18 protein-coding genes and 1 pseudogene are annotated in these 23,212 nt (G+C 74.8%); 6 read left to right on the forward strand and 13 right to left on the reverse strand.

Annotated elements, in window-relative coordinates; translation table 11 throughout:
* The first annotated feature begins 68 nt into the window (after positions 1–68).
* From D9753_RS27450 to D9753_RS27470, 5 genes are all read left to right on the forward strand, one after another.
* Entirely contained in the window at positions 69–917 is an 849-nt protein-coding gene (locus tag D9753_RS27450; RefSeq protein ID WP_121789441.1) for a transporter substrate-binding domain-containing protein, read from the forward strand.
* On the forward strand, positions 914–1,747 hold the full coding sequence (locus D9753_RS27455; protein WP_121789442.1) for an amino acid ABC transporter permease: 834 nt from the start codon (positions 914–916) through the stop codon (positions 1,745–1,747). Before D9753_RS27450 ends, D9753_RS27455 begins: the two co-directional genes overlap by 4 nt.
* A complete protein-coding gene (locus tag D9753_RS27460) occupies positions 1,744–2,538 on the forward strand; it encodes an amino acid ABC transporter ATP-binding protein (RefSeq protein ID WP_121789443.1) in 795 nt (264 codons plus the stop codon). The genes D9753_RS27455 and D9753_RS27460 overlap by 4 nt, the downstream gene beginning before the upstream one ends.
* 18 nt (positions 2,539–2,556) lie before the next feature.
* On the forward strand, positions 2,557–3,648 hold the full coding sequence (locus D9753_RS27465; protein ID WP_121789444.1) for an amidohydrolase family protein: 1,092 nt from the start codon (positions 2,557–2,559) through the stop codon (positions 3,646–3,648).
* Positions 3,649–3,781: 133 nt separating this feature from the next.
* Positions 3,782–4,690: an SCO1860 family LAETG-anchored protein gene (locus D9753_RS27470; protein ID WP_121789445.1), complete on the forward strand. Its 909-nt coding sequence runs from the start codon at positions 3,782–3,784 to the stop codon at positions 4,688–4,690.
* Positions 4,691–5,079: 389 nt separating this feature from the next.
* On the opposite strand, the gene cobC is transcribed toward D9753_RS27470, so the two are convergent.
* From cobC to cobM, 6 genes and pseudogenes are all read right to left on the reverse strand, one after another.
* Entirely contained in the window at positions 5,080–6,165 is a 1,086-nt protein-coding gene (gene cobC / locus D9753_RS27475) for an Rv2231c family pyridoxal phosphate-dependent protein CobC (protein ID WP_121789446.1), read from the reverse strand.
* Entirely contained in the window at positions 6,155–7,081 is a 927-nt protein-coding gene (locus tag D9753_RS27480; RefSeq protein WP_121789447.1) for a sirohydrochlorin chelatase, read from the reverse strand. Before D9753_RS27480 ends, cobC begins: the two co-directional genes overlap by 11 nt.
* Positions 7,078–7,665 carry a precorrin-8X methylmutase gene (locus tag D9753_RS27485; protein WP_121789448.1) on the reverse strand — a complete coding sequence of 196 codons (588 nt, stop codon included), beginning with the start codon at positions 7,663–7,665 and terminating at the stop codon, positions 7,078–7,080. Before D9753_RS27485 ends, D9753_RS27480 begins: the two co-directional genes overlap by 4 nt.
* The gene (gene cobJ / locus D9753_RS27490) at positions 7,662–9,365 is read right to left on the reverse strand and encodes a precorrin-3B C(17)-methyltransferase (RefSeq protein WP_121789449.1); all 1,704 of its coding nucleotides are present in this window, start codon (positions 9,363–9,365) and stop codon (positions 7,662–7,664) included. Before cobJ ends, D9753_RS27485 begins: the two co-directional genes overlap by 4 nt.
* A pseudogene (cbiE, locus tag D9753_RS27495) lies at positions 9,362–10,598 on the reverse strand (precorrin-6y C5,15-methyltransferase (decarboxylating) subunit CbiE). The gene cobJ and the pseudogene cbiE overlap by 4 nt, the downstream one beginning before the upstream one ends.
* Complete coding sequence (gene cobM / locus D9753_RS27500) at positions 10,595–11,413, reverse strand: precorrin-4 C(11)-methyltransferase (protein WP_121789450.1); 819 nt, start codon at positions 11,411–11,413, stop codon at positions 10,595–10,597. Before cobM ends, cbiE begins: the two are co-directional and overlap by 4 nt.
* 150 nt (positions 11,414–11,563) lie before the next feature.
* Here cobM and D9753_RS27505 point away from each other — a divergent pair, with 150 nt between their 5' ends.
* On the forward strand, positions 11,564–12,292 hold the full coding sequence (locus D9753_RS27505) for a ZIP family metal transporter (RefSeq protein WP_121789451.1): 729 nt from the start codon (positions 11,564–11,566) through the stop codon (positions 12,290–12,292).
* Between the two features lie 14 nt (positions 12,293–12,306).
* Here D9753_RS27505 and cobI read toward each other — a convergent pair whose 3' ends face one another.
* From cobI to D9753_RS27540, 7 genes are read right to left on the reverse strand one after another with little or no spacing between them, the layout of a single operon-like run.
* On the reverse strand, positions 12,307–13,038 hold the full coding sequence (gene cobI, locus D9753_RS27510; protein WP_121791317.1) for a precorrin-2 C(20)-methyltransferase: 732 nt from the start codon (positions 13,036–13,038) through the stop codon (positions 12,307–12,309).
* The gene (locus tag D9753_RS27515; protein WP_394346758.1) at positions 13,035–14,450 is read right to left on the reverse strand and encodes a cobyrinate a,c-diamide synthase; all 1,416 of its coding nucleotides are present in this window, start codon (positions 14,448–14,450) and stop codon (positions 13,035–13,037) included. Before D9753_RS27515 ends, cobI begins: the two co-directional genes overlap by 4 nt.
* Complete coding sequence (gene cobO, locus D9753_RS27520; RefSeq protein ID WP_121789452.1) at positions 14,444–15,052, reverse strand: cob(I)yrinic acid a,c-diamide adenosyltransferase; 609 nt, start codon at positions 15,050–15,052, stop codon at positions 14,444–14,446. The genes D9753_RS27515 and cobO overlap by 7 nt, the downstream gene beginning before the upstream one ends.
* The gene (locus tag D9753_RS27525) at positions 15,052–17,100 is read right to left on the reverse strand and encodes a putative cobaltochelatase (protein ID WP_121789453.1); all 2,049 of its coding nucleotides are present in this window, start codon (positions 17,098–17,100) and stop codon (positions 15,052–15,054) included. The genes cobO and D9753_RS27525 overlap by 1 nt, the downstream gene beginning before the upstream one ends.
* Positions 17,097–20,747: a cobaltochelatase subunit CobN gene (cobN, locus tag D9753_RS27530; RefSeq protein WP_121789454.1), complete on the reverse strand. Its 3,651-nt coding sequence runs from the start codon at positions 20,745–20,747 to the stop codon at positions 17,097–17,099. The genes D9753_RS27525 and cobN overlap by 4 nt, the downstream gene beginning before the upstream one ends.
* On the reverse strand, positions 20,744–22,252 hold the full coding sequence (locus tag D9753_RS27535) for a cobyric acid synthase (protein WP_121789455.1): 1,509 nt from the start codon (positions 22,250–22,252) through the stop codon (positions 20,744–20,746). The genes cobN and D9753_RS27535 overlap by 4 nt, the downstream gene beginning before the upstream one ends.
* On the reverse strand, positions 22,249–23,193 hold the full coding sequence (locus D9753_RS27540; protein WP_121789456.1) for a cobalamin biosynthesis protein: 945 nt from the start codon (positions 23,191–23,193) through the stop codon (positions 22,249–22,251). The genes D9753_RS27535 and D9753_RS27540 overlap by 4 nt, the downstream gene beginning before the upstream one ends.
* Positions 23,194–23,212 lie beyond the last annotated feature (19 nt).

A 23,212-nucleotide genomic window follows, 5' to 3' on the forward strand; every position in this document is an offset into this window, starting at 1 on the left:
TTGATTTGAGAGACCCCAACATTTCCTTATAATCGAAACCCTTCGTTCCCGCATAGGAGAATCCCCCCATGACAACGCTCCTCGGGCGCCGGACCCGCCTCCTGGCTGCCACCACCGCGACCGCCGGGCTCGTGCTAGTGGCCGCCGGCTGCTCCTCGGACGGCGGGGGGAGCGGCAAGACCACCGTCAAGGGCGTCCACCTCGCCAAGGCCGGCCGGCTGACCACCTGCACCCACCTGCCCTACCCGCCGTTCCAGTCGGAGGTCGACGGAAAGGTGCAGGGCTTCGACGTCTCCCTGATCGACCTCGTCGCCAAGGACCTCGGCGTCCCGCAGAACATCCGCGACACGCCGTTCGAGAACTTCAAGACGGGCGCCTTCCTCAACTCGGGCGAGTGCGACCTGGCCGCCGCCGGCATGACCATCACCGCCGAACGCAAGAAGAACGTCGACTTCTCCGACCCCTACTTCGAGGCCACCCAGGCCGTCCTCGTCGACAGGAAGAGCGGCGTCAAGTCCCTCGCCGACGTCAAGGCCAAGGGCAAGAAGCTGGGTGCCCAGGCGCAGACCACCGGCGAGGACTACGTCAGGAACAAGGGCTACGACCCGGTCTCCTTCGAGTCCTCCGACGCGGTCCTCAACGGCCTGCGCACCGGCCAGGTCCAGGCCGTCGTCATCGACTACCCGGTCGTCCAGGGCTGGCTGAAGGACAAGGCCAACGCGGACAGGTTCAAGGTCGTCGACAACCTCAAGACCGGTGAGCAGTACGGCTTCACCGTCAAGAAGGGCAACAAGGCGCTGCTCGACGCCATCAACAAGGCGCTCAAGGACGCCAAGGCCGACGGCACCTACAAGAAGATCTACGAGAAGTGGATCGGCCCGTACAACGCCTCCGTCGCCTCTCCCGCGGCCTCATGAGCGACACGGACGTACCGCTGGGGCCGAAGAGGAAGGGATTGACCCGGCGGCAGAAGCGGACCCTGTCCCGCGGCGCGCAGTACGCCGTCTTCGCCGCCGCCGTGATCGCCTTCGCGGTCACGGCCGACTGGGGCCGGCTGCGCAACCAGTTCGCCCAGGCCGGCATCGCACGGCAGATGTTCCCCGACGTCATCACCCTGGCGCTGAAGAACACCGTGCTCTACACGCTGTCCGGCTTCGTCGTCGGACTCGTCCTCGGCATGGTCATCGCGCTGATGCGGCTGTCCTCCGTGGGCCCCTACCGCTGGCTGGCGGGCATCTACATCGAGATCTTCCGCGGGCTGCCCGCCCTGCTGATCTTCATCTTCGTCGGCGTGGCCGTGCCGCTCGCGTTCCCGGGCACCGAGATCCCGGGCGGCACCTACGGCAAGGTCGCCCTCGCCCTCGGCCTGGTCTCGGCCGCCTACATGGCCGAGACAATCCGCGCCGGCATCCAGGCCGTGCCCAAGGGGCAGACGGAGGCGGCCCGTTCGCTCGGCTTCTCGCCCGCGAAGGCCATGGTCTCCATCATCATCCCGCAGGCCTTCCGCATCATCCTGCCGCCGCTCACCAACGAACTCGTCCTGCTCTTCAAGGACTCCTCGCTGGTGCTGTTCCTCGGCGTCACCCTGGAGGAGCGGGAACTGTCCAAGTTCGGCCGCGACCTGGCGAGCACGACCGCCAACTCCACGCCGATCCTGGTCGCCGGCCTGTGCTACCTGCTGGTCACCATCCCGCTCAGCTTCGTCGTCCGCCGTATGGAGTCCAAGGCACAGGAGGCGATCCGGTGACCCGCCCGGAGATCGAGGTACGCGGACTGCACAAGTCCTTCGGCGACAACGAGGTGCTGCGCGGCATCGACCTGGAGATCGGACAGGGCGAGGTGGTCTGCGTCATCGGCCCCTCCGGCTCCGGGAAGTCGACGCTGCTGCGCTGCGTGAACCTGCTGGAGGAGCCCACCGAGGGCCAGGTCTTCGTCGGCGGCACCGAGGTCACCGACCCCGACGTCGACATCGACGCCGTACGCCGCCGCATCGGCATGGTCTTCCAGCAGTTCAACCTCTTCCCGCACCTGGACGTCACCGGGAACCTGACGCTGCCGCAGCGCCGGGTCCTCGGGCGGGACAGGGCCACCGCCGCGAGGATCGCCGCCGAGAACCTGGCCCGGGTCGGCCTCGCGGAGAAGGCGGACGCCTACCCGGCCTCCCTCTCCGGCGGCCAGCAGCAGCGCGTGGCCATCGCCCGCGCGCTCGCCATGGGCCCCGAGGTGATGCTCTTCGACGAGCCGACCTCCGCGCTCGACCCCGAACTCGTCGGGGACGTCCTCGCCGTCATGCGCCGGCTCGCGCGCGAGGGTATGACGATGATGGTCGTCACCCACGAGATGACCTTCGCCCGCGAGGTCGCCGACCGGGTCGTCTTCATGGACGGCGGCGTCGTCGTCGAGGACGGCAGCCCCGAGCGGGTCATCGGCGACCCGCAGCACGAGCGCACCCGGCACTTCCTCTCCCGGCTGCTCGACCCGGCGATGGCCGAGGTCGAGGAGGAGACCTCCGACCAGGCCGGGAAGGACGAACCGTAGGCCGTTAGGGTGCGGTGCATGAGCGATGGCGCGGTGCTGCACGTGAAGGGGCGGGTCCTGGCCGGCCCCGAGGACGTCCGTGACGAGCTGTGGGTGGTCGGGGGGCGGATCTCCTACGACCGCCCCGCCGGCGCCCGCGACATCACCACCGTCGCGGGCTGGGCGCTGCCCGGACTGGTCGACGCCCACTGCCATGTCGGCCTGGGCGCCGAGGGCCCGGTCGACGCGGACACCGCCGAGAAGCAGGCGCTCACCGACCGGGGGACGGGAACCCTGCTGATCCGGGACGCGGGATCCCCCTCCGACACCCGCTGGATCGACGACCGCGACGACCTCCCGAAGATCATCCGCGCGGGCCGGCACATCGCCCGCACCCGCCGCTACATCCGCAACTACGCCTGGGAGATCGAACCGGAGGACCTCGTCGCCCACGTCGCCCGGGAGGCCCGGCGCGGCGACGGCTGGGTCAAGCTGGTCGGCGACTGGATCGACCGCGGCGTCGGCGACCTGGCCCCCTGCTGGCCCCGCGAGGCCGTGGAGGCGGGCATCGCCGAGGCCCACCGGCTCGGCGCCCGCGTCACCGCGCACTGCTTCGCCGAGAACTCGCTGCGCGACCTGGTCGAGGCGGGCATCGACTGCATCGAGCACGCCACCGGCCTCACCGAGGACCTGATCCCGCTGTTCGCCGAGCGGGGCGTCGCGATCGTCCCCACCCTCGTCAACATCGCCACCTTCCCGAAGCTCGCGGCGGGCGGCGACGACAAGTACCCGCGCTGGTCCGCCCACATGCGCCGGCTGTACGAGCGGCGCTACGACACCGTGCGCGGCGCCTTCGACGCCGGCGTCCCGGTCTACGTCGGCACGGACGCCGGCGGCTCCCTGGCCCACGGCCTGGTCGCGGAGGAGGTCGCCGAGCTGGTCACCGCCGGCATCCCGCCGGTCCGGGCCCTCGCCGCCACGACCTGGTCCGCCCGGACGTGGCTCGGCCGGCCCGGCCTGGAGGAGGGCGCGCCGGCCGACCTGGTGGTGTACGAGGCCGATCCCCGGGCGGACGTACGGGTGCTGGCGGCGCCGCGGCGGGTCGTGCTCGACGGGCGCGTCGTCGAGTAGCCGTGCCCCGGCTGTCGAATCCGCGTGCGGGACATCCACGTTCGAGTGAAGTGACCGCGGATCACTGACCGTTCACCCACAGTGCGTACAAGGTTGACGGGTCCCGAACATTCCCTCTGGGGGTCCCACCGCCTTGAACAGCAACAGCTTCCGCATGCCCGCACGCCGTCTCGCCGCGCTCGCGACGGTCGCCGCCCTCACCGCGGCACCCGCGGTCCTGGGCGCGGGCGCCGCGCACGCGACCGGCGGCCACGGCCGCGCCTCCGCCGTCGTCCTGCGCACCGGGCTCGACGTGTCCCTGCTCGCCAAGAGCGTGCACCTCCCGCTCGCCCTCTCCCTCGACGAGGTCCGGGCGCCGCGGAGCGCGGACCGCACCGCGCTGTCCGCCCGGCTCGACGGCGTGAACGGCGGCCGGCCGTTCACCGTCCTCGACGCGGAGGTCGCCCGCACGAGGGCGACGGCCACCGCCCGGCGCGCCGAGGGCTCGGTCCGGGTCGCCCACGCCCGGCTGCACGTCCCCGGCCTGCCCCTGCTGTCCGTGATCGAGGCCGACGCGATCACCGCCAGGGCCACCTGCGAGGCCGGCACGGCGCCCACCGCCTCCGCGGACGTCCTGGGCGCCGTCACCGTCCTCGGCAAGCGCGTCACCCTGACCGCCGGCGGCCCCGTCCAGGTGAAGGTGCCCGGCGTGGGCGAGGTCCGCCTCGACCTCGCCGAGCGGCGCACCACGACCCGTACCGCCGCCGCGACCGCGCTCCAGCTCAAGGTCTCCGTCACCCCCTTGAAGCTCGACGTGGCCGACGTCGAGGGCACCGTCACCCTGGCCGAGGCCACCTGCGAGTCCCCGGCGGCCCCGCCCGCCCGGCACCCGGTACCGAGCCACGACCCGGCCGCCGACGTCCGCCCCCAGGGCGCCCCCGCCGAGGCCGGTCTCGCGGAGACCGGCGGCAGCCCGGCGACCCCGTACATCGCCGGTGGCGCGCTGGCGCTGCTGCTCGCGGGCGGCGGAGCGGTTGCCCTGACCCGGCGCCGCAAGAGCTGACCCGGGCCCACCCGGCGGACGGCGCTCGCCCGGGAGGGGCCGTCCCCGCCCCACCCGGCGGACGACGCCGCTCACGCCGCACGGGCACCCGCCTCGTCCACCACCGCCGCCGCCCGGCGGGCCGGCTCGGGCGCGGGAAGGGAGAGGGGGCGCGGTTCCGGCCGGCCGGACGGGTGGATGGAGGGGCCCCGGACCGCGGTCGGGCCCCGGGATGCCGGACGTCCCGGCGGCGCCCGGTGTCCCGTGCCGGTCTCCTGGCCCGGTGGCGGGACGGTGACGGCGCCGGAGCGGCTTCGGGCCGCCCACGGTCGGGGCGTTCCGGGGGCCCGGCCCGTCGGGCGGGTCCCGGGGGACTGGGGCCCGCCGGGCCACCGTAGGCAGCCGGGCTCTCAGTCGCGCGGGCCGGTGGGGGCGTCCAGGGCGGCGGACAGGGCTGTCAGGAAGCCGTTCGTCGTGGCGCGGTCGCGTACCGCCACCCGCATCCAGTCGGGGCCGAGCCCGGGGAACGTGTCCCCCCGGCGCACGGCGTGGCCGAGGTCGCGCAGCCGTCGCCGTACCGCCGCGGCGTCCGGCATGCGGACCAGCACGAAGGGACCCTCCGCCGGCTGTACCACCCGTACGCCACGGCCGGCGAGCGCGGACAGTCCCGCGACGAGATGCGCCCGGTCCCCGGCGACACGGTGCGCCGCGTGCCCCGCCTCGGCCAGCGCCCGGGGCGCCACGCACGCCCGCGCCGCGGCCAGCGCCGGTGTGGACACGGGCCACAGCGGCTGGGCCCGCTCCAGGCGGGCGATCATGCCCGGCGCGGCCAGCGCGTACCCGATGCGCAGTCCCGCCAGCCCCCAGGTCTTGGTGAGGCTGCGCAGCACGACGAGTCCCGGCACATCGGTCCGGCCGGCCAGCGCCTCGCGCTCCCCGGGCACCGCGTCCATGAACGCCTCGTCGACCACCAGCGTCCGTCCCGGACGGGCCAGCCGGGTGACCGTCCGCGCCGGATGCAGCACGGACGTCGGGTTGGTGGGGTTGCCGATCACCACCAGGTCGGCGTCCTCCGGGACGGCCGCCGTGTCCAGCCGGAACCCGTCCTCCTCGCGCAGCAGCACCCGGTCCACCGTGTGCCCGGCGTCCCGCAGCGCCGCCTCCGGCTCGGTGAACTGCGGGTGCACGACGACCGGCCGGCGGACCTCCAGGGCGCGGGCGAGCAGGACGAACGCCTCCGCGGCCCCCGCTGTCAGCAGCACGCGTTCCACCGGCAGCCCGTGCCGCGCGGCCACCGCCGCCCTCGCGGCCCGCCCGTCGGGGTAGGCCGCGAGGGACGACAGCGAACCGGCGATCTCCTCCCGCAGCCACCGCGGGGGCGTGTCCGCGCGGACGTTGACGGCGAGGTCGACCAACGCCGCCCCGTCGTCGCGCACTTCGGCGTCCCCGTGGTGCCGCAGATCGTGTCCGGACCCGCCGGTGCCCTCAGTGCGCATGGCTGTGCGAGTGCCCCCCGTGATGGTGGTGCCCGTGGTCGTGTCCCTCGTCGTCCGGGTGGAAGTGCGGCTGCTGCGGCAGCCCCACCTTGTCCTCGAAGCCCGGCAGCGCGATCCGGTACACGCAGGAGTCGCAGTTCATCCGCAGGTCGCCCTCGACGGCCTCCCGGTACCGCTCCATCACCAGTTCCAGCAGCTCCGGCTCGGGCCCGATGACGTCGGCCGACCGTACCTCGGTCTCCGGGTGGGCCGCGGCCCAGCCCTCGGTCTGCTGCCGCACACGGTCCGGCAGGATCCCGGTGAACAGGAAGTACGGCAGGACGACGATCTTCTTCGCGCCCAGCGCGACGCACCGGTCCAGGCCGCTCGGCACGTCCGGCGCCGCGAGCGACACGAACGCCGTCTCGACACCGGCGTACCCACGGCCCTCCCACAGCAGCCGGGCCGCCTTGAACACCTCGGCGTTGGCGTCGGGGTCGGTGGAGCCGCGCCCGACGAGCAGCACGGTGACGTCCGCCCGGTCCCCGGGCGTGCGGGCGGCGCCCCCGAGCGCCTCGTCCAGCCGCCGCTCCAGCACGTTCAGCAGCGCCGGGTGCGGGCCCAGCGGACGGCCGTAGGTGTACGAGATTCCCGGGTGCCGTTCCTTCTCGCGGGCCAGCGCGGCCGGGATGTCACCCTTGGCATGCCCGGCGGACACCAGCATCAGCGGTACGGCGGCGAACCGGCGCACGCCCCGCTCGACCAGCTCGGTGACGGCCTCGCCCAGCGGCGGCGGCGACAGTTCGATGAAGCCGCCCGCGACGGGCAGTTCGGGGTGGCGGCGCCCCAGTTCCCGGACGAAGTCACGGAACGCCTCGGCTCCGGCGTCGTCACGGGTGCCGTGTCCGGCGATGAGCAGGGCGGGCGGGGTGGTCACGAGGTCTCCTCAGACGAAACGGTGTGGTACAGCAGGGCGTTGAGCGCGGCGGCGGCGACCGCCGAACCGCCCTTCTCGGACACGTTGCTCACGGCGGGCAGCCCGCTCGCGCGCAACGCGGCCTTGGACTCGGCCGCGCCGACGAAGCCGACGGGCAGGCCGATGACGAGCGCGGGGGAGGCGTCGAGGGTCAGCAGCTCCTCCAGGGCGGTCGGCGCGCAGCCGATCACCCAGACGGCGCCGGGCCCGACCTCCTCGTGGGCGAGCCGTACGGCGTGTGCCGAACGGGTCAGCCCGGGCCCGGAGACGGCGTCCCGCAGCCGGCAGACGGTCCCGCGCCGGGTGATGCCGGACGCGACCATCTCCACGTCGACGACGACGGGCGCCCCGGCGTGCAGCGCGGCGTGCGCCGTCACCAGGTCGTCCTCGTTCATGACGAGGTCGGTCGCGTACTCCAGATCGGCGGCGGAGTGGATGACCCGCTCCACCACCGCCCGGGTCAGCGGCGGGAAGTGCGAGGTGTCCAGGCGGGCGCGCAGCCGCCGGAAGGACTCCTGCTCGATGGGGTGGACCACGCGGTTCACCGGGCGCCCTCCTGTGTGCCGTTCTGCCAGCGGTAGCCGCGCGGGGTCACCATGCGCCCCGCGATGTTCCGGGTCGCGGTGTTGCCCACGGTGACGACCGTCATCATGTCGACCGTCGCCGGGTCCAGCGCGCCCAGCGTCGTCACCCGGCTGGACTCGTCGGGGCGGGAGGCGTTGCGGACGACGCCGACCGGTGTCGTCGCCTCCCGGTGCCCGGAGAGGATCGCGAGCGCCTTGGGTAGCTGCCAGTCCCGGCCCCGCGAACGCGGGTTGTAGAAGGTCACCACGATGTCCGCCTCGGCCGCCGCGCGCACCCGGCGCTCGATGACCTCCCAGGGGGTGTGCAGGTCCGACAGGCTGATCGACACGTGATCGTGGCCCAGCGGCGCGCCCAGGACGGCCCCGGCGGCCAGCGCGGCCGTCACCCCGGGCACCCCGACCACGTCGATGTCGTCGGACGCCTCGGCGAGCGCCGGGGAGGCCATCGCGTACACGCCGGCGTCACCGCTGCCGATCAGCGCGACCGCGTGCCCCGCGCGGGCCTGAGCGACCGCGGTACGGGCCCGCTCCTCCTCCGCGCCGAGCCCGGACTCCAGCACCCGGGTGCCGGGTCGCAGCAGGTCGCGGATCTGGTCGACGTACTGGTCGAGGCCGACCAGCACGGACGCCCGCCGCAGCTCGGCCGCCGCGCGCGGGGTGAGCAGGTCCCGGGCGCCCGGCCCGAGCCCGACCACCGCGAGCCGTCCGCGCCCCGGACGCCGTACCACCGCGCAGGTCGCCATCGCGGGCCGGCCGTCGGCGCGCACGGACTTCCGCTTGGGCACGAGGAGTTCACCGCCGCGCGCCAGGGCGGCGGCCTCGGCGACCGACGGCGTGCCGACGGCGGAGAGCGGCGCGGCGGACGGGTTGGGCACCTCCACCGCGGCCAGTTCCCCGGCGGTGTACGTCACCACGGGCACCCCGAGCCGCTCGGCGGCGCCCAGGATGCCGGGCTCGTCCGCCTTGGCGTCCACGGTGGCCAGTTCGGCGACCGACCGCGGCGACAGACCCGCCTCCCGCAGCGCCTCGCCGACCAGCGCGAGGACCTCCTCGGCCGGCGCGCCCTTCGACGCGCCCACGCCGACCACCAGCGACGGAGGCCGCAACAGCACCTCCCGCTCGCCCGGTTCGACGGCCCGGTCGGTGAGCCGGACCGTGTACGCCCCGCGCGCCGCGAGCGGCAGCGGCGGCAGTGGCCACGCGACCTCCGCCTCCAGCGCGACCGGTTCGCCGTCCAGCAGGGCTCGGGAGACCGCGGCGACCGCGCCCTCGTACGGCAGCCCCAGCGTGTCCAGGCCCGGCAGTCCGACGGCGTCCGTCGCCGTCGTCACCACGGGTTCGGCGCCCAGCAGCTCCCCGGCCTCACGGGCGAGCGCGTTGGCCCCGCCGCCGTGCCCGCCGACCAGCGACACCGCGAACCGGCCGCCCTCGTCCACGCACACCACACCCGGGTCGGTGGCCTTGTCGCCGAGCAGCGGCGCGAGCAGCCGTACGGTCGCCCCCGTCGCCAGGAAGCACACCAACTGCTCGCACTCCGCGAACGCGGCCCGTACGGCCTCCCCGACGGGACCGTCGTACACCCGGGTACGGTCCGGCCAGGCCGCGGCCAGCCGGTCCCGCGCCGCCGCTCCCGCCGCGGTGGCGGAAATGAGGCCGATCACTGGACAACTCCTTCACTGGACGCCGTGGTGCGCTCGCCCCACAGCAGGAACACAGGATTGGTGGCCGCCAGCCGGGTCACGTCCCCGGGCAGCGGCGCGAGGCGCGACGACTGCAGCAGCACGCCGTCGCAGCGGAACCCGGCGGCCGTCAGCGCCTCGCGCGCCGCCGGCACCCGGTCCAGCGCGGCCATGGCGACCACGACGGTGCGCCGCGCCCCGCCGCGCGCACGCGGTCACGACGGCGGGCAGCTCACGGCCCCCGCCGCCGACGAACACCGCGTCCGGATCGCCGGACAGCGCGGACAGCACCTCCGGCGCCGAGCCGTGCACCACGTCCACGTGGACGCCGTGCGCGTCCGCGTTGGCGCGGACGCGCTCCACCCCGTCGGCGGTCTTCTCGACGGCGACGACGGCCGCGCCGAGCCGCGCGCACTCCACCGCCACCGAACCCGACCCGGCGCCCACGTCCCACACCAGGTCGCCGAGGCGCGGTCCGAGCCGGGCCAGGGCCAGCGCCCGGACCTCGAACTTGGTGATCATCGAGTCGCGGTGGGTGAACTCGCCCTCGTCCAGGGCCCACCGGGCCGGCCCGCCGGGCGTCCCGGCGACCGTACGCGCCGCGCCGAGCGCCCGCGTCCCGTCCAGGCACAGCACCACGCTCACCGCCGTGCCCCAGTCCCGGGCCGCCGCCTCGGCGGGCGTCACCCGCTCCACCCGCTCCCGCTCCGGATCCCCGAGGGCGCTCGCCACGACGAGGACCCGGTCGGCCGGCACCGCGGCCCCCAGCTCGGCGGGCCCGGCCCCCGGACCGGTCAGCACGGCCACCTTGGGCCGGGCCCGGCACACGTTGACGGCCGTCCGCGGGTCCCGGCCGTGCGCGCTGACCACCACCGCGTCGTCCCAGGGCAGCCCGATCCGCGCGAAGGCGGTGGCCACCGAGGACACCCCCGGCCGCACGTCCAGCGACGCGGCGCCGAACCGCTCGGCCAGCGCCCGCACGATCCCGAAGAACCCCGGGTCGCCGGAGGCCAGCACGATGACCGGCAGCTCGGCGGCGGCGTACCTCGCGACGGTGTCCAGGGCGGGCGCCAGCGGCCCGAGCACCACCCGCTCGGCCCCGTCCGGCAGCGCTGCGGCGTCCAGGTGCCGCTGCCCGCCGACCACGAGCGCGGCCCCGGCGAGGACGTCCGCGGGGACCGGCGTCCCCGTCCCCGTCCCGACGACCGTGATCAACTCTTCGCCCGCTGCTCGCGCAGGGCCCGCCGGGCCTGCGGGTCGGCCTTCCGGTAGCCGTGGAAGTGACCGGGGTGGTACAGGTGCGAACGGGTGCCGCTGGCGTCCAGGGCCGGGCCGACGAGGAACAGCGTGTGCTTCCAGAGCTTGTGCTCCTTGACCGTCTCCTCCAGCGTGCCGATCGTGCACCGCACGACCAGCTCCTCCGGCCAGGTCGCCTGGTAGGCGACGACCACCGGCGTGTCCGTGGGGTAGCCGCCCTCCAGCAGCTCCCGCACGAGCTGCCCGCTGCGCGCCGCCGACAGGAAGACGGCCATCGTGGTGCCGTGCCGGGCGAACTCGCGGACCTCCTCCCCGGGCGGCATCGGTGTCTTGCCGCCGCCGAGACGGGTCAGCACCACGGACTGGGCGACCTCCGGGATCGTCAGCTCCCGCTGCGCGATCGCGGCCACCGCGGAGAACGAGGACACGCCCGGGACGATCTCGGTCGGGATGCCGATCTCCCGGCAGCGGTCAAGCTGCTCCTGCGTACCGCCCCACAGGGCCGGGTCGCCGGAGTGGATGCGGGCGACCCGCAGCCCCTCGTCGCCGGCCCGCCGGTACACGGCGACGACGTCCTCCAGCGACATGGTCGCCGAGTCCAGCACCTCGGCGTCCTCTCGGGCGTGTTCGAGGACCTCCGCCTGGACCAGGCTCGCGGCCCAGATCACGACGTCGGCCTCGGCGATGGCACGCGCGGCACGGAACGTCAGCAGATCGGCGGCGCCGGGGCCGGCACCGACGAAGGTCACCTTGCCGGTGGGGGCATCGGCCATGGGGATCGGTCCTCTCCTACGGGTCACTACGGGCGGGTCACTACGGGCGGGTCGATGGGGACGGTCGGTACGTGCGGCCGGTGCGGGCGGTCAGCGCGCGCACGGCCGCCGGACGTGCGCGAGGGCCGGTGCATCGGATACGAAAGGCCTATGGCGGTCCTCGTCGCGCTCGGCGCGTTCCTGATGACGCTGGCCGGCGGGTGGACGGCGCAGCGCGTGACCGACCGCCGCCATCTGGTCCTGGGCCTGGCCGGCGGGCTGATGCTCGGCGTGGTCGGACTGGACCTGCTGCCGGAGGCGCTGCACGCGGCCGGCCACGAGGTCTTCGGCGTACCCGCCGCCCTGCTGCTGTTCGTGGCCGGATTCCTGCTGGCCCATCTGGTGGAACGCACACTCGCCGCCCGCCGGGCGGCGCACGGGGGCGGCGAGAACGGCCACCGGGCGCCCGAGGTGGGCCTGACGGCGGCCGGCGCGATGGTGGGCCACAGCGCCATGGACGGCGTGGCGATCGGCGCGGCCTTCCAGGTCGGCGGCGGCATGGGCGCGTCCGTCGCGCTCGCCGTGATCGCCCACGACTTCGCCGACGGCTTCAACACCTTCACCCTCACCAGCCTGTACGGCAACGCGCGCCGCCGGGCCGTCGGCATGCTGGTGGCGGACGCCTGCGCACCCCTGCTGGGCGCGCTCTCGACGGCCTTCGTCCACATCCCCGAGCCGGTGCTCGGCGGCTATCTCGGCCTCTTCGGCGGCGTACTGCTCTACCTCGCCGCCGCCGAGATCCTCCCCGAGGCCCACCACGAGCACCCCGCCCGCCCCACCCTGCTGTGCACGGTGGCCGGCGTCCTGTTCGTCTGGCTCGTGGTCGGCCTGTCCGGCTGACCGCACGGGCGCTGTCACAGCTTCCCGCCCCGGCCGCCGTCCCGCCGCGGGGGCGCGATGAGCGTCGACAGGTACGGCAGCGGCGCCCCGTCCAGCTCGGCGGCCGGCCGCACCGACTCCTCCGGCAGACCCAGCGCCGACCCCCACACGGCGTCCCCGAGCCGGCCGGTCTCCGCCAGCGCCTCGGCGACCTCCGCGGCCTGCCGCCCGAACTTGTACGCCACCACCGTCCCCGGCCCGGCCAGCGCCTCCTTCAGCACGGCGGACCCGGCGGTGACCGGTACGAGGGTGAGCGGTTCGGTGCCCTCCGTCAGCACGGCACCGGACCGCGCCGCGAGATCCTGCATGGCGGTGATGCCGGGCACCGTCTCCACGGCGAGCCCCGGGACCAGCTCCCCGACGGTCTGCGCGAGATACGTGAACGTCGAGTACACGTTCGGGTCCCCGATGGTCGCGAACGCCACCGACCCGTGCCGCCGCAGCAGCTCGGCGACCCGGGCACCGGCCGCGTCCCAGGCCGCCTCCCGCCGCGCCCGGTCGGTCCGCTCGTTCAGCGCGAACACCACCCGGACGACCTTCTCCCGGGGCACGTAGTGCAGCACGGTCGCCTCCGCCCGCCCCCGCTCGCCGGAGTCCATGACCGGTACGACGACGATCTCGGCCGCCCGCAGGGCGTTGACCCCCTTGACGGTCACCAGCTCCGGATCACCGGGACCCACCCCGACTCCGACCAGCCTGCTGCTCATGACGTCCGGCACCTCTCCACGAACCGACGGGCGACACCGGGCTCGGACGCCCAGTGCGTGTGCAGATAACTCGCGTGCACGCCCTGCTGTACAAATCCCTCGACCCGCCGGGCCGGGGCCCGCACCCCCCAGGCGGGGGCGGCACCGGCGCCCGGCTCGACGACGGTGCGGTGGAACTCGTGGCCCCGCATCCGCGTCCCGGCCACCGCCAGCACACTGTCGCCGACGGCCACGGCGTCCCGGTAGCCGAGAGTCAGCCGCTCAGTCATCCGCGCGGTGGCGTCCAGCACCCCGCACATCGGCCGCCCGTCCAGCTCCCGGCACAGATAGAGCAGCCCGGCGCACTCTGCGGCCACGGGCGCGCCGGAACGCGCGAGGTCCGCGACGGCCGCCCGCAGCGGCTCGTTGGCGGACAGCTCGGCGGCGTACACCTCGGGGAACCCGCCCCCGACGACCAGCCCGGCGGTCCCCTCGGGCAGACCCTCGTCCCGCAGCGGGTCGAAGGTGACGACCTCCGCCCCGGCGGCGGTGAGCAGCTCGGTGTGCTCGGCGTAGGAGAAGGTGAACGCGGAACCCCCGGCGACGGCGACCACGGGCCCTCGCTCCCCGGCCGGCCGGGCCGTCCCGGGGGCCTGACTCCCGGCGGACCGAGTCGGGTGGCGGGCGGACGAAGGACCGGGGGTCCAGGGGGCGGAGCCCGCCGGCAGGGGGCCCGCCGAGCGGGCCAGCGCCTCCAGGGCGGCCAGGTCGCAGCCCCGGGCCACCTGCGCCGCCATGGCGTCCACGGCATCGACCGCGGCCGAGGTCCGCTCCGCCACCGGTACCAGCCCCAGATGCCGCGACGGCGTCTCCACCCGGGCCACGCGCCGCAGCACCCCGAGGACGGGCACGCCCGACGCGTCCAGGGCCTCCCGCAGCAGTTCCTCGTGCCGGTCGGAGCCCACCTTGTTCAGGATCACGCCCCCGATCCGCACCTGAGGGTCCCAGGACGCGAACCCGTGCACCAGCGCCGCCACCGACCGTGACTGCGACGACGCGTCCACGACGAGGACGACCGGCGCGCGCAGCAGCTTGGCGACCTGGGCCGTGGAGGCGAGTTCCCCCTCCCCGGCGGCCCCGTCGTACAGCCCCATCACGCCCTCCACGACCGCGAGGTCGCACCCCCGCGCCCCGTGCAGGAACAGCGGGGCGACCAGCTCCGGCCCGCACAGGTACGCGTCCAGGTTGCGTCCCGCCCGCCCGGTGGCGAGCGCGTGGTAGCCGGGGTCGATGTAGTCCGGTCCGACCTTGTGCGGGGACACGGCGAGCCCCCGCGCGGCGAACGCGGCCATCAGCCCCGTGGCGACGGTGGTCTTGCCGCTGCCCGAGGAGGGCGCGGCGACGACCAGCCGGGGCACCGGCGGACTCACCACTCGATGCCCTTCTGGCCCTTCTGACCGGCGTCCATGGGGTGCTTGACCTTGGACATGTCGGTGACGAGGTCGGCGAGGTCCACCAGCTTCTCCGGCGCGTTGCGCCCCGTGATCACCACGTGCTGGGTGCCCGGACGGGTGCGCAGCACCTCCACGACCTCGTCCGTGTCGACCCAGCCCCAGTGCATCGGGTACGCGAACTCGTCCAGCACGTACAGCCGGTACGTCTCGGCGGCCAGGTCCCGCTTGACCTGCTCCCAGCCCTCGCGGGCCTTCTCCTCGTTGGTCGAGTTGTCACCCTGGATGTCGCGCTGGACCCAGGACCAGCCCTCGCCCATCTTGTGCCAGTCGACGGTCCCGCCCTCACCGGAGGCGCCGAGCACGCGCAGCGCGTTCTCCTCGCCGACCTTCCACTTCGCCGACTTGACGAACTGGAACACCCCGATGGGCCACCCCTGGTTCCAGGCGCGCAGCGCCAGCCCGAACGCGGCGGTGGACTTGCCCTTGCCGACGCCCGTGTGCACCACGACCAGCGGGCGGTTCCTGCGCTGACGGGTCGTCAGTCCGTCGTCCGGTACGACACTCGGCTGTCCCTGCGGCACTACGCGGCCCTCCTCGTCGTTCCCTGCACATCCCTGACCAGCCCGGCGATCGAGTCGGCCCGCAGCTCCTCCAGCGTCACCGCGGTACCGCCCAGCTCACCGGCCAGCCGGCCGGCGAGCCCCAGCCGCACCGGCCCCGACTCGCAGTCCACGACCACCGAGGCGATCCCGTCGGCCGCGAACAGCCGCGCCGCCCGCTCCGCGAGGGCCACCGGCTCCGTCCCGCCCGTCGCCCGCCCGTCGGTCACCACCACGACCAGCGCCCGCCGCGCGGCGTCCCGCAGCCGCTCCACCCGCAGCACCTCGTGCGCCTTCAGCAGCCCGGCGGCGAGCGGCGTACGGCCACCGGTCGGCAGCGACTCCAGCCGCACCGCCGCGGCGTCGACGGACGACGTCGGCGGCAGCGCCACCTCGGCCCCGGAGCCCCGGAAGGTCACCAGCCCCACCTTGTCCCGCCGCTGGTAGGCGTCGAGGAGCAGCGACAGGACGGCGCCCTTGACGGCGCTCATCCGCTGCCGCGCCGCCATCGACCCCGAGGCGTCCACCACGAACAGCACGAGGTTCCCCTCACGGCCCTCGCGGGCCGCCTGCCGCAGATCGTCCCTGCGGATCACCAGGCCCGGTCCCGACCGGCCGCGCGCCCGCTGATGCGGGGCGGCGGCCTGCACGGTCGCGGCCAGGTGCAGCTTGGTCAGCGCGCCCCGCGGCCGGCGGGACCCCGTGGTCCGGCCGTGCTCGGTCCGCGCCCGCGACCGCCGCCCGGCGGCACCCTCACCGATCCCGGGCACGCTCAGCACCCTGGCCCTGAAGGGTTCCGCGGCCCGCGCCGGGGACTGCTCGCCCGGGCCGGCACCGGACGGCTGCGGCTCCCCGCCGTCCGCCGCCTCCGGCCGCGCGGCGGTGTCCCCGCCCCGCGGACCGGCGTCCGGCTCCGGCTGCCCGCCGCCCCCGCCGGGGCCCCCGGGACCGGGATCGTCGTCGCCGTCCCCGTCGTCGCCGTCGTCCTCGCCGTTCCCGTCCCCGCCGTCCCCGCCGTCCCCGGCGAACTGCTCCAGCGTCTCGTCCAGCTTGTCCTCGTCGAGGCCCGGCGCGTCGAACGGGTTGCGCCGGCGCCGGTGCGGCAGCGCGAGCAGCGCCGCCTGCCGCACGTCCTCGGCGAGGACGTCGGTACGCCCGGCCCACGCGGCCAGCGCCGTCGCCGTGCGGGCCATCACGATGTCGGCGCGCATGCCGTCCACCTCGAAGGCCGCGCAGGTCGCCGCGATCTGCCGCAGCGCCCCGTCACCCAGTTGCACCTGCGGCAGCAGCTCCCGCGCCGCGACGACCCGCTGCCGTACGGCGGCCTCCTCGCCGGCCCAGCGCGTCGCGAATCCCGCGGGATCGTCGTCGTACGCCAGCCGGCGCCGCACGACCTCCACGCGCTGCTCCGGCTCCCGGGACGCGGCGACCTCCACGGTCAGCCCGAACCGGTCCAGCAACTGAGGGCGCAGCTCGCCCTCTTCGGGGTTCATGGTGCCGACGAGGAGGAAGCGGGCCGCGTGCCGCACCGACACGCCCTCGCGCTCCACGTAGGAGGCGCCCATCGCCGCCGCGTCCAGCAGCAGGTCGACCAGGTGGTCGTGGAGGAGGTTGACCTCGTCGACGTACAGGATCCCGCGGTGCGCGTCGGCCAGCAGGCCCGGTTCGAAGGCCTTGACGCCCTCCGCGAGGGCCCGCTCGATGTCCAGGGCGCCGACGAGCCGGTCCTCCGAGGCGCCGACGGGGAGTTCCACCATCCGCGCGGGGCGCCCGGTGCCGGGGCCGGCCTCGTGCGGCCCGTCGGGGCACGAGGGGTCCGGTGCCGCCGGATCGCACGAGAACCGGCACCCGGGCACCACGGCCACCTCGGGCAGCAGCGCCGACAGCGCCCGCACCGCCGTGGACTTCGCGGTGCCCTTCTCGCCGCGCACCAGCACACCGCCGACCGCCGGCGAGACGGCGTTCAGGAGCAGCGCGAGCCGCAGGTCGTCCTGGCCGACAACGGCCGTGAACGGGAACGGGGTGGTCACTGGTCGCCCTCCAAGTCGCCTTCCAGCTCCAGGTAGGTGGCGCGCAGCCGCTCCAGCGTCTGCGCGTCCGGCTCCGCCCACAGGCCGCGGTCCGCCGCCTCCAGCAGCCGCTCGGTGACGCCGCGCAGCGCCCACGGGTTGGACTTCTTCATGAAGTCCCGGTTCTCCGGGTCGAAGACGTACTCGGCGCTCAGCTTCTCGTACATCCAGTCGTCGACCACGCCGGCCGTCGCGTCGTACCCGAACAGGTAGTCCACGGTCGCCGCCATCTCGAAGGCGCCCTTGTAGCCGTGCCGCCGCATGGCCGCCATCCAGCGCGGGTTGACGACCCGGGCGCGGAAGACGCGATGGGTCTCCTCGCCCAGCGTGCGGGTCCTCACCTGGTCCGGTACGGCGCTGTCGCCCACGTACGCCTCGGGGTTGGCGCCCGTCAGGTGCCGGACCATGGCGACCATGCCGCCGTGGTACTGGAAGTAGTCGTCGGCGTCGACCAGGTCGTGCTCGCGGGTGTCGACGTTCTTCGCCGCGACGGCGATCCGCCGGAACGCCGTCTCCATGTCCCCGCGCGCCGCCCGCCCGTCGAGCCCGCGCCCGTAGGCGTAACCGCCCCACACCGCGTACACCTCGGCGAGGTCGGCGTCCGAACGCCAGTTGCGCGCGTCGATCAGCGGCAGCAGTCCGGCACCGTAGGCCCCCGGCTTCGAGCCGAAGATCCGGGCCGTCGCCCGCCGCCGGTCGCCGTGCCCGGCGGTGTCCTCGTCCACGTGCGCCCGCACGTAGTTGGACTCGGCCGGCTCGTCCAGCTCGGCCACCGTCCGCACCGCGTCGTCGATCAGCCCCACGACGTGCGGGAACGCGTCCCGGAAGAAGCCGGAGATGCGGACGGTGACGTCGATGCGCGGGCGGCCCAGCTCGGCCGGCGGGATCACCTCGAAGCCGGTCACGCGGCGCGAGGCGTCGTCCCACACCGGGCGGCAGCCCAGCAGCGCCAGGATCTCGGCGATGTCGTCGCCCTGGGTGCGCATCGCCGAGGTGCCCCACACCGTGAGGCCCACGGACTCGGGGTACGCGCCGGTGTCCTGCAGGTAGCGCTGCACCAGCGAGTCCGCCAGCGACTGGCCGACCTCCCAGCTCAGCCGGGAGGGGATGGCCTTGGGGTCCACCGAGTAGAAGTTCCGGCCGGTCGGCAGCACGTTGACCAGGCCGCGGGTCGGGGAGCCCGAGGGGCCCGCCGGGACGTAACCGCCGTCCAGGGCCCGCAGGATGTGCCCGATCTCGTCGGTCGTGCGGGCGAGACGCGGTACGACCTCGGTGCAGGCGAACTCCAGCACCGTCTCGGCGGCCGGGAGCTCGCCGCCCATCACCTCGCGGACCAGGGGGGCGCACTCGGCGGCGGCCCAGCCGCGCGCCTCCATGCCCTCCGCAAGCCGCCGGCAGAGCTGCTCCAGCAGGTCGATCGTGTCGGCGGCGGTCCGGGCCGGGCCGCCGACCAGGTCCGTCAGTTCGGCCGGCACCTTCACCGGGGCGCCCGGCTCGGCCAGCAACTCCTTCTCGTCCAGCCCGAAACGGGCCGCGAGCGAGGCCCGCAGGCCGGGGATCGCGTTCGCCTGCCCGCCCCAGACCTGTGAGGCGCGCAGCACGGCGAGGACGAGGTTCACCCGGGGTTCGGCGACCGGTCCGCCGCCGAGGATGTGCAGGCCGTCCCGGATCTGCACATCCTTGATCTCGCACAGATAGCCGTCGATGTGCATGACGAACTCGTCGAACGCGGTGTCGTCCGGCTGCTCGTCCACGTGCAGGTCGTGGTGCAGCTCCGCCGCCTTGACCAGGGTCCAGATCTGGGCGCGGACGGCCGGCGCCTTCGCCGGGTCGAGGTCGCTGACGAGGGCGTACTCGTCGAGCAGTTGCTCCAGCTTGGCCAGGTCGCCGTACGTGTCGGCGCGGGCCATCGGCGGGACCAGGTGGTCGACGACCGTGGCGTGCCCGCGCCGCTTGGCCTGGGTGCCCTCACCGGGGTCGTTCACGATGAACGGGTAGATCAGCGGCAGGTCGCCGAGGACCGCGTCCGGCGCGCAGCCGGCGCTGAGCCCCAGGCCCTTGCCCGGCAGCCACTCCATCGTGCCGTGCTTGCCCATGTGCACGACCGCGTCGGCGCCGAAACCGTGCTCCAGCCACCTGTAGGCCGCCATGTAGTGGTGGGAGGGCGGCATGTCCGGGTCGTGGTAGATCGCGATCGGGTTCTCGCCGAAGCCGCGCGGCGGCTGGATCATCACGACGACGTTCCCGAACCGCAGCGACGCCAGCACGATGTCGTCGCCGTCCACGTACAGGCCGCCCGGCGGCTCGCCCCACGCCTCGGTCATCGCGTCCCGCAGCCCCGGGTCCAGCTTCTCGAACCACGCCCGGTAGTCGGCCAGCGGCACCCGGGCGGGCGCGGCGGCAAGCTGCTCCTCCGTCAGCCATTCCACGTCGTGGCCGCCGGCCTCGATCAGCCGGTGGATCAGTTCGTCACCGCCGGCGGGGTACTCGGTCAGGGCGTAGCCGGCGTCCCGCAGCGCGTCCAGCACCCGCACCGCGGACGCGGGCGTGTCCAGACCCACCGCGTTGCCGACCCGGGAGTGCTTGGTCGGGTACGCGGTGAAGACCAGGGCGATCTTCTTCTCGGCGTTCGGCTTGTGCTTCAGCCGGGCGTGCCGCAGGGCGATCCCGGCGACCCGCGAGGCCCGCTCGGGGTCGGCGACGTACACCGGCACGTCGTCGGGACCCTGCTCCTTGAAGGAGAACGGGACGGTGACGAGACGGCCGTCGAACTCCGGGATCGCGACCTGCATCGCCGCATCCATGGGGGACAGGGCCGCGTCGGACTCCTCCCACGCGGCCCGCGAGGAGGTCAGGCACAGGCCCTGCAGGACGGGCACGTCGAGGTCGGCGAGGGCGCCGATGTCCCAGGACTCCTCGTCGCCGCCCGCCGAGGCCTGCGAGGCGTGCGTGCCGCCGGCCGCGAGGACGGTGGCCACCAGCACGTCGGCCCGCTCCAGCAGCCGGTACAGCCCGGCGTCCGCGCCGCGCAGCGAACCGCAGTACACGGGAAGGGCGTTGGCGCCGTGCGCCTCGATCGCGTCGCACAGCGTGTCCACGAAGGCGGTGTTGCCGCTCAGTTCGTGCGCCCGGTAGAAGAGGACGCCCACGGTCGGGCGGCCGGCCACGACCGGGCGGTCGCCGTGCACGCCGTACTCCGGCATGCCGCGCGGCCCCTCGAAGCCCTCACCGGTCAGCAGCACGGTGTCCGACAGGAACCGGGACAGCTCCAGCAGGTTCTCCGGCCCGCCCTCGACCAGGTACTTCAGCGCCTCGGCGACCACACCGGCCGGCACGGACGACTCGGCCATCAGCTCGGCGTCCGGGACGGCCTCGCCGCCCAGCAGCACGGTCGGGATCCCGGACGCCCCCAGCACCGCCAGCCCGTCCTCCCAGGCGCGCTTGCCGCCCAGCAGCCGTACGACGGCGATGTCCGCGCCCTCGACCAGGGCCGGCAGCTCCGCGGCGACGTCGACACGGGTGGGGTTGCCGATGCGGTAGCCGGCGCCACAGGCCCGGGCCGCCAGCAGATCCGTGTCGGCGGTCGACAACAACAACACTGTGCTCATGCGGGCGCTCCCGGTGGAATGAAAGGCAGTCCTTGCGGCGCGCCCGACTCGATGAGCCGCCAGAGCGCGTCGGTGTCCGCGTGCTGTTCGATCAGGTCGCCGAGCCGGTCGAGCTGCTCCTCGCGCAGCGCGGCGAAGGAGGTGTCCGGCGCGGGCACGAAGCGGCGGCCCGCGGCGGCGGCCACCTCGCGCAGGAAGGCCCGCCGGAAGCCGTCCGACTCCAGCGAGCCGTGCCAGTGGGTGCCCCAGGTCCGGCCGGCACGGCAGCCGTCCAGGAAGGCCTCCCCGCCGGTGACGTCGGCGACCCCGTGATGGATCTCGTACCCCTCCACCCGCTCGCCGAGGGCCTGGCCGACGGGCCGCGTGAGGGTCTTCTCGCGGGCGAAGCGGACCCGGACGGGGAGCAGGCCGAGCCCGGGGACGTGTCCGGCGCGGGACTCGACCTCGTCCTCGATGTGCTCGCCGAGGAGCTGGAAACCGCCGCAGATGCCGAGCACGGGGCGCCCCTCGGCGGCCCGCCGTACGAGGGCGTCGGCCAGCCCGCGTTCCCGCAGCCACTGCAGCGCCCGCACGGTGGCGCGCGTGCCCGGGACCACCACGAGGTCGGCGTCGGCCAGCTCCTCCGGGCGGTCCACGAAGCGCACGACGACGCCCGGTTCGGCGGCGAGGGCGTCCACGTCGGTGAAGTTGGACATCAGCGGGACCGCGCAGACGGCGACCCGCAGCACGTCCGCGCCGACCGGGGGCGTCACGGAGGACTCGCGGACGGTGCCCCGCAGGGACACTCTCAGGCCGTCCTCCTCGTCGATGCCGAGGCCGTGCCGGAAGGGCAGGACGCCGTACGTCCGCCGTCCGGTGAGCCCGTACAGCATGTCCAGGCCCGGCTCCAGCAGCGACACGTCGCCGCGGAACTTGTTCACGAGGAACCCGGCGACCAGTTCCTGGTCCTCGGGGGAGAGCAGGGCGACGGTGCCGAAGAAGGACGCGAAGACGCCCCCGCGGTCGATGTCCCCCACCACCAGCACGGGCAGCCGCGCGTTGCGGGCGATGCCCATGTTGACGATGTCCGTCCGCCGCAGGTTGATCTCGGCCGGACTGCCCGCCCCCTCACAGATCACCGCGTCATACGTGCCCCGCAACTCGGCCAGGCAGTCCAGCACCGTGCCGAGCAGCCGCTGCTGGCGCCCCCCGTGGTAGCCGCGCGCGCTCAGCTCCCCGACGGGCTTGCCGAGCAGCACCACCTGGCTGCTCTGTTCGCCGCCCGGCTTGAGCAGCACGGGGTTCATGAGCGCGGTGGGCTCGACGCGGCAGGCCTGCGCCTGCATGGCCTGCGCCCGCCCGATCTCCGCGCCTTCCAGGGTGACGAACGAGTTCAGGGACATGTTCTGCGCCTTGAACGGCGCCACCTTCACGCCCTGGCGGACCAGCCAGCGGCAGATCCCGGCCGTCACGACGCTCTTGCCGGCGTCGGAGGTGGTGCCGGCGACGAGGAGACCCCCGTTCACTTCCCACGTCCCTTCATCAGGCCGCGCGCGGCGAGCGTGGTGCCGAGCGCGAGGAGGCCGACGCGACGGGAGAGCCGTACGGCCCGGTCGATGTCGATGACCCGGACCGGCCGTCCGGTGCCGCCGTTGAGCACGGGCCGGTGTTCGACCCGGCCGCCGTAGGAGAGCGTGCCGCCCAGCCGCACGCCGAGGGCGCCCGCGAACGCGGCCTCCACGGGACCGGCGTTGGGGCTCGGGTGCCGGGAGGCATCGGCCCGCCAGGCCCGCGCGGCACCGCGCGGATCGGGTCCGGCGAGGGTGGCGAGTACGGCGGTGAGCCGGGCCCCGGGCCAGCCGGCGACGTCGTCGAGGCGGGCGGAGGCCCAGCCGTAGCGCCGGTGGCGGGGTGATCTGTGGCCCACCATCGCGTCCAGGGTGTTGACCGCCCGGAACCCGAGCAGCCCGGGGACGCCGGCCACGGCGCCCCAGACGAGGGCGCCGACCACGGCGTCGGAGGTGTTCTCGGCGACCGACTCGACCACGGCGCGGGCGATGCCGTCGGCGTCCAGCGCCTGCGGGTCCCGGCCGCACAGGTGGGGCAGCCGGGCCCGGGCGGCCTCGACGTCCCCGGCCTCCAGGGCGCGCCCGACGGCGCGGGCCTCGCGGGCGAGCGAGGTGCCGCCGACGACCGCCCAGGCGGCGACGGCGGTCAGCGCGGTGGAGACGGCGGGGCGGGGGCGCGTGGCGCGTGCGGCCAGCGCGCCCAGCGCGACGGCGCCGCCGGCGCACACGGCGGTGTGCACGGCACCCCAGCCGCGATGGTCGTGCCACAGGACGCGTTCCACGGCTCCGGCCGCCCGGCCGAACGCGGCGACCGGATGCCCGCGGCGCGGATCGCCGAGGAGCAGGTCACCGAGGAGGCCGGCGGCGGCGCCGTACGCGTATGTGCGATCGGCACCCATCGGCTCAGCCGGCCGTGGG

It is taken from the genome of Streptomyces dangxiongensis (assembly GCF_003675325.1).
Classification (GTDB): domain Bacteria; phylum Actinomycetota; class Actinomycetes; order Streptomycetales; family Streptomycetaceae; genus Streptomyces; species Streptomyces dangxiongensis.

Coding starts and splice junctions, on each gene's coding strand:
- D9753_RS27450 (WP_121789441.1), top strand. CDS start 69: ATGACAACGCTCCTCGGGCGCCGGACCCGCCTCCTGGCTGCCACCACC.
- D9753_RS27455 (WP_121789442.1), top strand. CDS start 914: ATGAGCGACACGGACGTACCGCTGGGGCCGAAGAGGAAGGGATTGACC.
- D9753_RS27465 (WP_121789444.1), top strand. CDS start 2,557: ATGAGCGATGGCGCGGTGCTGCACGTGAAGGGGCGGGTCCTGGCCGGC.
- cobC (WP_121789446.1), bottom strand. CDS start 6,165: ATGCGCACTGAGGGCACCGGCGGGTCCGGACACGATCTGCGGCACCAC.
- cobM (WP_121789450.1), bottom strand. CDS start 11,413: ATGGCCGATGCCCCCACCGGCAAGGTGACCTTCGTCGGTGCCGGCCCC.
- D9753_RS27505 (WP_121789451.1), top strand. CDS start 11,564: ATGGCGGTCCTCGTCGCGCTCGGCGCGTTCCTGATGACGCTGGCCGGC.
- cobI (WP_121791317.1), bottom strand. CDS start 13,038: ATGAGCAGCAGGCTGGTCGGAGTCGGGGTGGGTCCCGGTGATCCGGAG.
- cobN (WP_121789454.1), bottom strand. CDS start 20,747: ATGAGCACAGTGTTGTTGTTGTCGACCGCCGACACGGATCTGCTGGCG.
- D9753_RS27540 (WP_121789456.1), bottom strand. CDS start 23,193: ATGGGTGCCGATCGCACATACGCGTACGGCGCCGCCGCCGGCCTCCTC.